The sequence below is a fragment of the uncultured Nevskia sp. genome (genome assembly GCF_903885465.1).
Lineage (GTDB): Bacteria > Pseudomonadota > Gammaproteobacteria > Nevskiales > Nevskiaceae > Nevskia.
This window is the reverse complement of record NZ_CAISIQ010000152.1, coordinates 1-12,779: the sequence shown is the minus strand read 5'-3', so window position 1 is coordinate 12,779 and position 12,779 is coordinate 1. Positions and strand designations below refer to the sequence as shown.

Below are 12,779 nucleotides of genomic sequence, written 5' to 3'. Positions count from 1 at the left end.
TGCTTGGCCAGCGCCGTGGTGATCTGGCCGACCATGTTCGGCACGTTGGCATTGACGATGGTCAGGCGCTGCTTGCCCGGCAGCAACGGCATCACCGCTTCCGGGAAGTTCACGGAGTTGCGGACATTGCCGGTTTCCAGAAATTCGCGCAGCTGATCGGCGACCATGATCGCGCAATTGTCTTCGGCTTCGCCGGTCGAGGCACCGAGATGCGGGGTGGCAATGACTTTCGGGTTGCCGGCCAGCTTGTTGCTCGGGAAATCGCAGGCATAGGCCTGCAGCGCGCCGCTCTTGAGGCCGACAAGCACCGCGTCCTCGTCGACGATTTCGGCGCGCGCGAAGTTCAGCACCACGCCCGGCTTCTGCATCAGCTCGATACGTTCGGCATTGATCAGGCCACGGGTCACGTCGAGCAGCGGCACGTGTACTGAGATGAACTGCGATTTCGACACCAGATCGTCCACCGACAGCGCCTGGATCACGCCGGAATTCAGCTGCCAGGCGTTCTGCACGGTCATCGCCGGATCGAAGCCATAAACCTTCATGCCGAGATCGAGCGCAGCGTTGGCGACTTTCACACCGATCGCGCCGAGGCCGATCACGCCCAGGCTGCGGCCCGGCAATTCCATGCCGACGAAGTGCTTCTTGCCATCCTCGACCAGCTTGTGCAGTTCCTCATCGGTGCCGCTCAGCCCTTGCACGAACGCGATTGCCGGCGCGATGTTGCGGGCGGCGAGCAGCATCGAGGCGAGCACCAGTTCCTTGACCGCGTTGGCGTTGGCGCCCGGCGCATTGAACACCGGCACGCCACGCTTGCTCATCGCGACAACCGGGATGTTGTTGGTGCCGGCACCGGCGCGAGCAATCGCCTTGACGCTGGCCGGGATCTCGACCTTGTGCAGATCCGCCGAGCGCAGCAGCAGCGCGTCAGGCGCTGCGATGTCCGACGCGACTTCATAGCGCGCACGCGGCAGGCGCTCGAGGCCGAGCACGGAGATATTGTTCAGCGTCTTGATCTTGAACATTTTTATTTATTTGACTGTCGTCGACACGCCATCCGTGGCTTGGCGTCCACTCCTCATCCAGCACCTGCCCGGCCAATCCATGGCCGGGCGTTCAGCCTGCTGCGAGCAATGCTCGCAAAGCCGCAGGCTTCACCCCTTGGTCCGCACGAATTCCTTCATGTAGTCGACCAGCACCGCGCAGCCGGCTTCCGGCATCGCGTTGTAGATCGATGCGCGCATGCCGCCGACGGCGCGATGGCCCTTCAGACCCGGCAGGCCTGCTTTCGCCGCACCCTTCAGGAAATCGGCATCGAGATTGGCGTCGGCCAGGGTCCAGACCACGTTCATCCAGGAACGATCAGCCTTGGCGACCGGGTTCGCATAGAACGGCTCGCTGTCGATGTAGTCGTACAGCAGCGATGACTTGCGGTGGTTGCGCTCACCGATCGCTGCCAGACCACCTTCCGACTTGATCCACTTGAACACCAGGCCGGACACGTACCAGGCGAAGGTCGCCGGCGTGTTCAGCATCGACTCGTTCTCGCTGACCGACTTGTAGTCGAAGATCGATGGCGCCACCGGGTTGCAGGTGCCGAGCAGATCTTCTCGAACGATCACGAAGGTGATGCCGGCCGGGCCGGCATTTTTCTGCGCGCCGGCGTAGATCAAGCCGAACTTCGAGACATCGAGCGGCCGTGACAGGAAGCTCGACGAGAAGTCGGCCACCAGCGGTACAGAACCCACGTCCGGAACGGTCTGGAACTCCACGCCTTCGATCGTTTCGTTCGGGGTGTAGTGGACGTAGGCGGCGTTCGGATCGAGCTTCCAGCCATCGCGAGCCGGCACGTGATTGAACTTGTCCGGCTTGGCGGCGGTGTTCGCCTTGCCGTACTTCGCGCATTCCTTGACCGCTTTCGCGCCCCAGGCACCGTTGACGATGTAATCCGCCGCCTTGCCGTTCAGCAGGTTCAGCGGCACGGCCGCGAACTGGGCAGTCGCCCCGCCCTGCATGAACAGCACCTTGTAATTGGCCGGCACGCCAAGCACTTCGCGCAGATCGGCTTCGGCTTCGGCGGCGATCGACATGAACGGCTTGTCGCGATGGGACATTTCCATCACCGACATGCCGGTGCCGTGCCAGTCGAGCAGTTCGTCACGAACCTGTTCGAGCACTGGAACGGGCAGTGTCGCCGGGCCAGCGCTGAAGTTAAATACTCTCGTCATTTCAATGATCTATTGGTAGTAGTTAATGTAAATTCCGACGCATTCAGGCGTCCGGAGCGTCGTCCGTCGCGCTGCTTTCAGGTGCATCGGCCGCTGGCGGCACATTACTGTCGTCAACGATGTCGACCTCGGCCACCTCTGGCTCCGGCTCGATCCGGTCAAGCCCAACCAGACGATCACCCTCGCTAGGCCGTGCCACACGCACACCCTGGGTGTTGCGACCCAGCTGCTTGACCTCGCTGGCCTTGACTCGGATCAGGTGGCCGGCGTCGGAGATCAGCATCAACTCGTGGCGATCGTTGATGTCGAGTGCGCCGAGCAGCCTGCCGGACTTCTCCGACAGCGCCTGAGCGATCACGCCCTGGCCGCCGCGACCGCGCAGCGGGAAGCCGGCGATCGGCGTGCGCTTGCCGTAGCCGAATTCAGAGACGGTGAGGATGTCGCCTTCCTGGGCGACGATCAGCGCGATCAGCTTGGCGCCGCTGGCGATCGGTTCGGCGGCGGTTTCTTCACGGTCCGCTTCGACCGTCGCCGTATCGTCATCGTCGCTGGCGCCGGACTTCACGATCAGGCGCATGCCGCGCACGCCGGTGGCGCCGCGACCCATCGGGCGCACGTCCTTTTCGTTGAAGCGGATCACCCGGCCGGCGTCGGAGAACAGCAGCACGTCGCTTTCACCCGAGGTCAGCACCACGCCAACCAGTTCGTCGTCGACTCGCAGATCGACGGCGATGATGCCAGCGGTGCGTGGACGCGAGAAGTCTTCCAGCGGCGTCTTCTTGGCCGTACCGCCGCGCGTGGCCATGAACACGTACTGGCCGGTGTCAAAGCGCTTGATCGGCAATGCCACGCTGATCCGTTCGCCATCTTCCAGCGGCAGCAGATTGTTGAACGGCTTGCCCTTGGCGCCCGAGCCGCCGGTGGGCAGTTCGAACACGCGCAGCCAGTACATGCGGCCGCGCGAGCTGAAGCAGAGCAGCCAGTCGTGCGAATGGGCGACCCAGACGCCGTTGACGTAATCGTCCTCCTTGGTCGCCGCCGCAGTACGGCCACGGCCGCCGCGCTTCTGCACCTGGTACTCGGACAGCGGCTGCGCCTTGACGTAGCCGGCCTTGGACAAAGTCACCACCATGTCCATCGGCGTGATCAGATCTTCGCGGTTCAGATTGAGCGCGAAATCGGTGATCTCGGTGCGACGCTCGTCGCCGAAGTTGTCCTTGACGTCGAGCAGCTCGGCCTTGATCACGCCGAGCAGGCGCGGCTCGGACGCGAGGATGTCCATGTAGTCGAGGATGGACTCGAGGATCGCGCGGTACTCGTCGTGGATCTTGTCCTGCTCGAGGCCGGTGAGGCGCTGCAGACGAAGATCGAGAATTGCCTGAGCCTGGAGATCGGACAGCCGATAAAGGCTTTCCGGCCCCAGTGCCGCGCCGCTGACGACCTGCATGCCGAACTGGCTATCGAGGCCGAGCGGACGCGACGCATCGGCGCGCGACAGCATGTCGGCGACTTGCCCGGCTCGCCAGTCGCGGCCCATCAGCCCGGCCTTGGCTTCGGCGGCGTTCGGCGAGCGACGGATCAGTTCGATCACTTCGTCGATGTTGGCCAGCGCTACCGACAAGCCTTCAAGGATGTGGGCGCGGTCGCGTGCCTTGTTGAGAAGGAACTGCGTGCGCCGCGTCACCACTTCACGGCGATGACGCAAGAAGATTTCCAGGAGCTGCTTAAGCCCCATGGTCTTCGGCTGACCGTCATCGAGCGCGACCATGTTGATGCCGAACACGGTCTGCAGCTGGGTCTGCTGATACAGGTTGTTGAGCACCACTTCGGCGTTCTCGCCGCGGCGCAGCTCGATGACCATGCGCATGCCGTCCTTGTCGGACTCATCGCGCAGATCGGTGATGCCTTCGATCTTCTTTTCCTTGACCAGCTCGGCGATCTTTTCGATCAGCCGCGCCTTGTTGACCTGATACGGAAGCTCGGTGGTGACGATCGCCTGACGATCGCCGCCGCGCTCGAAGTCCTCGAAGTGCGTGCGGGCGCGCAACACGATGCGGCCACGGCCGGTTTCGTAAGCTTCCTTCAGGCCCGCGGCATCGAGAATCAGGCCGGCGGTCGGGAAATCCGGTGCCGGCACCAGCTTCATCAGCGCGTCGAGATCCATGTCCGGGTTCTCGATCAGCGCCACGCAGGCGTCGATCACTTCGGACAGGTTGTGCGGCGGGATATTGGTCGCCATGCCGACTGCGATGCCGCTCGAACCATTGACCAACAGGTTCGGGATGCGCGTCGGCAGCACCGCCGGTTCGTGCTCGGAACCGTCGTAGTTCGGCACGAAATCGACGGTGTCCTTGTCGATGTCGGCGACCAGTTCCATGGCGATCTTCGACATGCGCACTTCGGTGTAGCGCATCGCCGCCGGGCGATCGCCGTCCACCGAGCCGAAGTTGCCCTGACCGTCGACCAGCATGTAGCGCAGCGAGAACGGCTGCGCCATGCGGACGATGGTGTCGTAGATCGCCGTATCGCCGTGCGGATGGTACTTACCCATCACGTCGCCGACGATGCGCGCCGATTTCCGGAACGGCTTGTTGTAGTGATTGCCCTGATCGTTCATCGCGTACAGCGAGCGGCGATGCACAGGCTTCAGGCCATCACGGGCGTCAGGGAGCGCTCGGCCGACGATCACGCTCATCGCGTAATCGAGGTAGGAGCGCCGCATCTCGTCTTCGAGATTGACGGACAGAACTTCTTTGGCGAAATCAGTCATTCGTAGAGTGTTCTGAATGCGGTTTTAGGAGCACCGGCTCAGGATTCACACGATGCGGGGGCCGATGATTCGTGGCCGTGGTCGTCATCGGAAAGCCTGCGGGCGGGCTGCCAATTGAGACCAGCATTTTAGCAGTTCACGCTCCGCAAGGCCCGCATTTGCCGCCTGCGACGCGACACGGGATATCCCGTCAGGGGGAAAGGGGTGCGGAGCTGCGCGCCGAAACGGGCGTCAGGATCAGCGAATCGCGCGTTTCAGGGCTTCGCGGATGATCTGATCGGTGCTCATGCCCTCCTTGTGCACGGCATCGGTCAGCTTCTGCGCCTCCGGCGGTTTGTAGCCCAGCGACTCCAGCGCGGCGCGCGCTTCGGACATCGGACTGGCCGGAATGCTCACGCCTGAGGCGTTCAGCATGCCTAGATCGCCCGGGCCGCCAGCACCGGCCTTGTCGCGCAGTTCGATGACGATGCGCTCGGCGGTTTTCTTGCCGATGCCCGGCAGCTTGACCAGCCGGCCGGTCTCTGCCGCACGGACCGCCGCCCAGAAATCGTCGACGCCGATGCCTGACAGGATCGCCAGTGCCAGCTTCGGGCCGATGCCGGTGATCTTGATGATCTCGCGGAACAGGTTCTTCTCAGCCTGGCTTGCAAAGCCGAACAGCAGATGAGCGTCCTCGCGAACCACCAGATGGATCTGCAGCACCACCGCTTCGCCAATCGCCGGCAGCTTGAAGAAGGTCGACATCGGCGCTTCGATCTCGTAGCCAACGCCATGCACGTCGAGCAGCAACAGCGGTGGCTGCTTGGCGATCAGGGTGCCGCTGAGTCTGCCGATCATGTTGAGAGGCCGTTCATCGTGGAGAAGGAGTCCGGGGCTTTGCCACCACCGCATTGCCCCAGGCGCCACGCAGCGCTTCGCCGGTCTTGATCACCGTGCCGCGAACGTGGGCATGGCAGAGCGCGACGGCAAGCGCATCGGAGGCATCGGTGGGTGCTGCTTCCGGCAGATTCAGCAGGATCTTGATCATGTGCTGCACCTGCTGCTTTTCGGCGCGGCCATTGCCGACCACGGCGGACTTGATCTGCGCCGGCGCGTACTCGGCCACCGGCAAGTCCGCGAAAGCCAGTGCGCAGATTGCCGCCCCGCGCGCCTGCCCGAGGATCAGCGCACTCGAAACATTGCGATTGACGAACACTTCCTCGATCGCCGTTTCCTGCGGCTGATACTGGCGGATCACCTCGCCCACTTCCTTGAAGATGCGCAGCAGCCGCGCCGGCAGTTCACCGGCTTCCAGATGAATGCGGCCGTGATCGATGCAGCGCGAGCGATTGCCGCCGTGTTCGATCACGCCCCAGCCGGTGATGCGCGAGCCGGGGTCGATACCGAGGATGCGGATCGGCGCGCTGGCGGACACTCTCAGGTCGGGAGGTCAGCGTTGTGATGCACGTCCTGCACGTCGTCCAGCTCTTCGAGACGATCGATCAGCTTGGTCAGCTGGGCGGCGGCCTCGCCATCGAGTGCGGCACGCGTTGCCGGGCGCATCAACACGTCCGAATCGATCGGCGTCAGGCCAGCTTTCTCGAGCGCGCCCTTGACTGCCAGATAAGCCTCGGGCGTGGTCAGCACGTCGACGAAGCCGTCGTCGCTCTGCACGTCGTCGGCGCCATTCTCGAGTGCGATTTCGAGAATCTTTTCCTCGAGTGCGGCGTCATCGCGAATGTCGAAGATGATCTCGCCGGTCTTGGTGAACTGGAAGGCCACCGAACCGCTGGTGCCGAGATTGCCGCCGTTGCGGCTGAACGCGGCACGCACGTCGGCGACGGTGCGCGTCGGGTTATCGGTCATGCAATCGACCATCACCGCGACACCGCCCGGGCCATAGCCTTCGTAGCGGATTTCGACGACCTGCTCGGTGGCGCCCTCGCCAGTGCCACGCTTCAGGGCACGTTCGATCGTGTCCTTGGTCATGTTGGCGGTCAGCGCCTTGTCGATCGCCAGCCGCAGACGCGGATTCGCGTTCGGATCACCGCCGCCGGCACGGGCCGCGATGGTGATTTCACGAATGAACTTGGTGAATTTCTTCGCCTTGACGGCGTCGGTGGCGTTCTTGCGCCCTTCGATGCTTGGACCACGCCCCATGATCTGCTCCTGTGTATCGTCCCGACAGGCACTGCGCCAGTCATGGCGCGGGCTGTCCTAACAAGATCTACCTTTTCTTGTTGGCGGAGTGGATCGCGTGGCCGTCCACCGCCAGTGCGGCTTCATGGAAGGTTTCCGACAAGGTCGGATGGCCGTGCATGGTCATCTGGATGTCCTGCGTGGTCGCCGCGAATTCCAGCGCCAGCACCGCTTCGGCACACAGCTCGGAGACATACGGACCGATCATGTGGACGCCGAGCACGCGGTCGGTCTTGGCATCGGATACGAACTTGACCTGGCCGGCGATCGATTCCAGCGCGCGAGCACGGCCGTTGGCGGCGAATGGACTGGAGCCGACCTTGACCTCATGGCCGGCAGCCTTGGCCTGCTCTTCGCTCAGGCCCACCCAGGCGATTTCCGGATTGGTGTAGATCACCGACGGAATCGCGTTGTAGTTGACCTCGGACTTCTCGCCGTGCAGCTGCTCGATCAGCACCACGCCTTCCTCGATCGCCTTGTGCGCCAGCATCACGCCTCCGGTGACATCGCCGACGGCATAGATGCCGGCAGCCGAGGTCTTGTAATTCTTGTCGATCTTGACGAAACCACGCTCATCGAGCGCAACGCCAGCAACATCGGCACCGAGCTTGTCGGTGAACGGACGGCGGCCAACGGCGACGATCAGCTTGTCGAAGGTTTCCTTCTTGGTTTCGCCGTCCTGCTCGTAGGTCACGGTGACATCGGTCTTGCCCTTAGCCACGGCACTGACCTTGGCGCCAAGGCGGATGTCGAGACCCTGCTTGGTGAACTGGCGCAGCGCTTCCTTGGAGATCGCTGCATCGACCATCGGCAGGAAGCCCGGCAGCGCTTCGAGGATCACGGTCTTGGCACCGAGGCGCGACCAGACGCTGCCCAGTTCCACGCCGATGACGCCGGCGCCGATGATGCCGAGGCGTTCCGGCACTGCCGAGAAATCAAGCGCGCCCCAGCTGTCGACGATCTTGTCGCCATCGAACGGCGCGATCTTCTTCAGCTCGACCGGTGCCGAGCCGGTGGCGATCAGGATGTGCTTGGCCTTGTAGGTGGTGGCCACGCCGTCATGGGTGGTGACCTTGACCTGGCCGTTGCCGAGCAGCTCGCCATGACCGAAGACGCCGGTGACCTTGTTGGCCTGGAACAGCAGCTTGACGCCACCGGAGTTGGCCTTGGACACGGCCATCTTCCGTTCCTGCATCTTCTTCAGATCGAGCACCGGCGTACCGACGCCGATACCGTGGATCGCGAATTCGTGGCCGGCCTTGTGGAACAGCTCGGACGATTCCAGCAGCGCCTTCGACGGAATGCAGCCGGCGTTCAGGCAGGTACCGCCGAAGCTCGGCGTGTTGTCACGGTTCAGCCAGCTGTCGATGCACAGAGCCTTCATGCCGAGCTGCGCTGCGCGTATCGCGGCCGGGTAACCGGCGGGACCGCCGCCGATAACGATGAGATCGAAGGATGCTTCGGGGGAGTCGCTCATGATCGCGGAATTCCAGGCTGGTTCGGGGCGGCTTGACAGCCTGCAGCGCTGTTGCGCGCGGGTCTGAAAAGGCGCGTTACTTTATCGCAAGGGCACGATCGTCCGGGAAAATCCGGGAAAAAACTTTCGCCGGAGGACTTGGCAAGGGCTCAAGCCTCGAGCTTCGCTGCCTCGCGATTAAGTGCACCAGCACCGGCAATGAGGCAGCGGAACAGACCTTTGATCTGGCCGTGTACGGTATCGATCGGCGGACGCTCCTTGGTCATCAGCCATTCAATCATCAGTTCTCGGATCGCACCGATCAGCGCCATGCTGCTGTGCCAGTAATCGCCTGGCGGCAGGCCGCCAGCGTCCACCAGCTGCCGCGTAAACAGGTTGAGGATGGTCGCGAACTCGTGCACGGCATGACGGCGGCGCTCGAACATATCGCTACTGACACCGATCACCTCGACGCAGAGGATGCGGGTGCGTCGGGTATCGACGGTGCAGCTTTCGACGAAGGCGTCGATGGCCGCGAACATCAGTTCCTCGATCGTCTTGCCACGCACCTGCAAGGCCTTCATGACCGTGGCACGCGTTTCCAGATTGATCTGCTCGTACAGCGCGATCAGCACGGCTTCGCGGGAATCGAAGTGCTCGTAGAAATGCCGCGTGGTGACCTTGGCGGTGGAACACAGCAGTTCGATCGGGGTACGGGAAAAGCCGCGCTCGGAGAACAAGCTCAGTGCCGCATCGAGCAGGCGTTGGCGACGTTCGGCAGCCAGCTGCTCGGCCGTGCGGCCAGCGTAGCCGCGACGCTTGCTGACCACGGTGCCGACTCCGGCAGCTGGCACACTCGCTGCCACCGTTGCATCCCCTTGCTTCAAAGCCATGTGCACTCCTGAACCCGCCAGGCAACCGCAAAGCAGCCGCCGAACGCTAATGTATTAATGCGGGGGTTTTATCAGGATTTTCATTTTTTCGCATTGATTCCGTAAAAATCAAATTCACTTGGTCAGGCTGCTGTCACGAATTCCAGCGTCAAGGCTGATCGCAGCTTCATCCACGCTTCATGCTTTCCCAGCCGATAAACAGACCGGGAAGATATGGAAACTTGAAGCAGAAGATTTCCAACTGATCCGCCGAGCAGTTTCACCGATCGTGAACACCCGCGCCTTCAAGGCGGGCTGATCCGCACCCGGCGGATCAATCGCGTCACATCGCCATCCTGCGAACGCACGGCGGTCTCAGGTCGAGCCATCAACAGCTTGAGCCCCGCTGGCGGCAGCCCGGCACTGCGATCGAAGAGCAGCGCTTCCACCGGTGCTGCACTCGGCAGCGTGAATGCCAGGGTGACGCCATCCGGGTTCAGCGCGTGATCGCTGATGCAACGCCAGCCGGCGCGCCGCGTTTCGAGTGCTTTCAGGGTTCTGGTGTCCGGTTCAGGAAGCCGGTGACCACCGAGCACGAGCCGAGTCGGAGCACTGCCGGGCGGCCAGCACAGGCTGATCGAGTTGGCACCGCGCGGCGACTGCAATCGAGCCTCGTAGCGCAAGCCTCCGCCGTCGGCGGAGGTGCCGAGCAGGTGCAACGCGGGCGCAGGCAGCCCGACTTCGGGGGCATCGGCACGCCAGACCTGACCGCGGCTCCACGGAAACACCGGCGTCGGCCTGGGACTGAACACAGCCGTAGAAGCAAGCTCGGGCGGCAACACGCCTGAATCTGGTCGTGCCAGCCATTCGGCAGCTCCGCGATCAGTATCCAGCAGGTATTCGAGGTTGAGGCGCTGCGGCGAGGCCTCGCTGTACATCGGCAACCAGGCTGCGATCGCCGAGGAAACGACTGCCGTTGCCAAGGCTGCCGCCAGCAGGCTGCGCTGTAACCAGACGCCGGCCGATCCGATCAGTCCAAGCAGCGGCAGATAGACCCAGACCAGCAAGGCAGCGGCGACGATCAACGCATCCGGCCCCAGGCTTTGATGCAGGAAGCCGATGGTGGGAACGAAGACGCTGGTCGCCACCAGCGCGGCCATGACCAGCGCCAAAGTCAGCGCCCGATCACTGCCCTGCCGACTCAGTGCCGCAGGCCCCGCAACCAGCAGCAACACGATCAAGGGCAGCTGGAAGGCGAATCCCAGCCCTGGCAAAAGCATCGCACTGGCGAGCGTGGCCAAGCTCAGCAGCAGACCGGTTGCCGACCACCCTGCGGTCAGACCAACGCGGGTTTTCAGCAAGCGCGCGACGATCGACAAGGCCAGCGCGGCCAATGCCGCGCTGGCGATATCGAGCGGCAGCGGATGTGCGCTCCAGTGATAGCTGGCAGCCGCCGGCGGTATTGCTGAAACGCTACGCAGCGTCAGCAGCAGCATCCAGCAGGCGAGCGCCGCCAGCAGCATGGCCAGGATCGAAGCCGCCGTCGCCAATGCCAGTTCGCGCAAGCCCAGTCGACGACGGCGCAGCTGCACACCAACGAAGAGCGCCCAGACCAGCGCGCTGCCGGCCGCGATCGGCACGGCCAACGCCGCCGGCCAGGCCAGCAGACGCTTGGCGAACAGATCGACATACACCGCGTCTCCCGCTGGCGCCATGCCGGAGGTTTCGCCGGCCGGCAACGGCGCTTCGGCAAGCGCCATCAGCATCGACAAGGCGTTGTCGCCGTGATGTTGCAAGCTGTCCCGCGACAGGTTCGCCAGGCTGTCGCGAGGCGTGTGGTAGTGCTGCACGTTGCCAGTCAGCGCGAAGTTGTAGCCCTCCCAACCGGCGGCCTTGAACACGGTGAAATCGGTATCGTTCGGCAACAGCTGGTAGGCGGTGTAGTAGATCGAGTTGGTGATCGGCCGCGCGACGCTTCCCTGATACAGCGCCATCGCCCAGGCGTTGTGCCGGCCGGTTTCGAACATGAAGCTCGGGCCATCGTTGCCGCGCGCTTCGAGGTTCACCGCCGCGCGTACTTCCTTGGCCCAGGGATGCTCATCGACGAACACCCGCGCGCCGAGCAAGCCGGTTTCTTCGCCCTCGGTGATCAGCAGCAGCACGCTATGCCGCGGCTGCGGCTGGCCGGCTTTCAGCAGACGGGCGATCTCCAGCACCGTCGCCACGCCGATGCCGTCATCGGCCGCGCCAGGCCCGGCGCCAACGGAGTCGTAATGCGCGGTCAACGCCACCGCCGAGCCGGCCTCGCGGCCATCGAGCCGCGCGACGATGTTCTCGACCAGCGCGCAGTCGCCCCATTCATCGCAAGAGCGGCCGGTCTGGATCTCCGGCGCGTAGCCCAGACTGATCAGCCTGGCGACGAGGCGGTCGCGCACCGCGTAGTTCGCCGCGCTGCCAGTCGGGTGCGGACTTTCATCGCCAAGCACGACGGCCAAGGCATCAATCGCACGCTGCGCCGAGAACACGCCCTGTGGCGCATCGGCAGCCACGGCCGGCGAAGGCCGATAGCGCAGCGCCTGAAAAGTCAGCAGCAGCGTGATCAGCATCAGGCTCAGGATCAGCGCGAGGCTGGTCGAACGGGAATGGCCGCTGGCCTGCGGCTGCGAAGGATCGGTCATGAGTCGAATCTGGGCGGAGTGCCCCGAACAGTAACCGACCAGCAGCATCCGAGAACCTTGTTCCTGACTTCGATCGAGGTAAAAGCCCGCTCCTCCGGGAAGAGGAGCGGGAAGCCCGCAAAGACCGGCCTGCCAGCCGGTCTGTTTGCTCGTCGAAATCCTTGATCGGTAATTCACACGATCAACAATATTCAAGACGAGCTGCCGCGCCCAAACCGGACATCACTGGGAAAAGGCCAAACGACAGGCACAAAAAAACCCGCGCTCGGCGGGCTTGTTTGCTGAACCATCATGCGGATGGTGGGTTGCCCCGGACTCGAACCGGGAACCTACTGATTAAGAGTCAGCTGCTCTACCAATTGAGCTAGCAACCCGCACGACTTGCCGAAAATGGGGTGGACGATGGGACTCGAACCCACGACCTCTGGAATCACAATCCAGAGCTCTAACCAACTGAGCTACGCCCACCATAACTGCAATTACACCGCAGTTCGGTACCGACCTGAACTGCTCGCAAGGCTTCCAGAATCTTCAGGTTCTGCCTCGAACCGTCAAAGTGTTCTGTACTTCATTGCGGCGCGCAGTATACCCGTCTGT

The 12,779-nt window shown here is 63.3% G+C and carries 9 protein-coding genes and 2 tRNA genes; all 11 read right to left on the bottom strand.

Annotation, left to right across the window (positions count from 1 at the left end; genetic code table 11):
* Window positions 1-1,025: 3-phosphoglycerate dehydrogenase family protein (locus tag QZY06_RS05630; protein WP_295681364.1), on the bottom strand; the 1,025-nt coding region annotated here is incomplete at its 3' end.
* A gap of 129 nt (window positions 1,026-1,154) precedes the next feature.
* Entirely contained in the window at window positions 1,155-2,228 is a 1,074-nt protein-coding gene (serC, locus tag QZY06_RS05625; protein ID WP_295681363.1) for a 3-phosphoserine/phosphohydroxythreonine transaminase, read from the bottom strand.
* Window positions 2,229-2,271: 43 nt separating this feature from the next.
* On the bottom strand, window positions 2,272-4,998 hold the full coding sequence (gyrA, locus tag QZY06_RS05620; RefSeq protein ID WP_295681362.1) for a DNA gyrase subunit A: 2,727 nt from the start codon (window positions 4,996-4,998) through the stop codon (window positions 2,272-2,274).
* Between the two features lie 237 nt (window positions 4,999-5,235).
* Entirely contained in the window at window positions 5,236-5,835 is a 600-nt protein-coding gene (gene ruvA, locus QZY06_RS05615; RefSeq protein ID WP_295681360.1) for a Holliday junction branch migration protein RuvA, read from the bottom strand.
* A 13-nt stretch (window positions 5,836-5,848) separates the two neighbouring features.
* A complete protein-coding gene (gene ruvC, locus QZY06_RS05610) occupies window positions 5,849-6,394 on the bottom strand; it encodes a crossover junction endodeoxyribonuclease RuvC (protein WP_367275573.1) in 546 nt (181 codons plus the stop codon).
* Between the two features lie 20 nt (window positions 6,395-6,414).
* The gene (locus tag QZY06_RS05605) at window positions 6,415-7,137 is read right to left on the bottom strand and encodes a YebC/PmpR family DNA-binding transcriptional regulator (RefSeq protein ID WP_295681357.1); all 723 of its coding nucleotides are present in this window, start codon (window positions 7,135-7,137) and stop codon (window positions 6,415-6,417) included.
* 67 nt (window positions 7,138-7,204) lie between these two features.
* The gene (gene lpdA / locus QZY06_RS05600; protein WP_295681356.1) at window positions 7,205-8,653 is read right to left on the bottom strand and encodes a dihydrolipoyl dehydrogenase; all 1,449 of its coding nucleotides are present in this window, start codon (window positions 8,651-8,653) and stop codon (window positions 7,205-7,207) included.
* 149 nt (window positions 8,654-8,802) lie between these two features.
* The gene (locus QZY06_RS05595; protein WP_295681355.1) at window positions 8,803-9,525 is read right to left on the bottom strand and encodes a TetR/AcrR family transcriptional regulator; all 723 of its coding nucleotides are present in this window, start codon (window positions 9,523-9,525) and stop codon (window positions 8,803-8,805) included.
* Between the two features lie 284 nt (window positions 9,526-9,809).
* The gene (locus tag QZY06_RS05590; protein ID WP_295681354.1) at window positions 9,810-12,182 is read right to left on the bottom strand and encodes a M20/M25/M40 family metallo-hydrolase; all 2,373 of its coding nucleotides are present in this window, start codon (window positions 12,180-12,182) and stop codon (window positions 9,810-9,812) included.
* 298 nt (window positions 12,183-12,480) lie between these two features.
* Window positions 12,481-12,556 (bottom strand) — tRNA-Lys (locus tag QZY06_RS05585).
* 17 nt (window positions 12,557-12,573) lie between these two features.
* Window positions 12,574-12,650 (bottom strand) — tRNA-His (locus QZY06_RS05580).
* Between the last annotated feature and the right edge of the window lie 129 nt (window positions 12,651-12,779).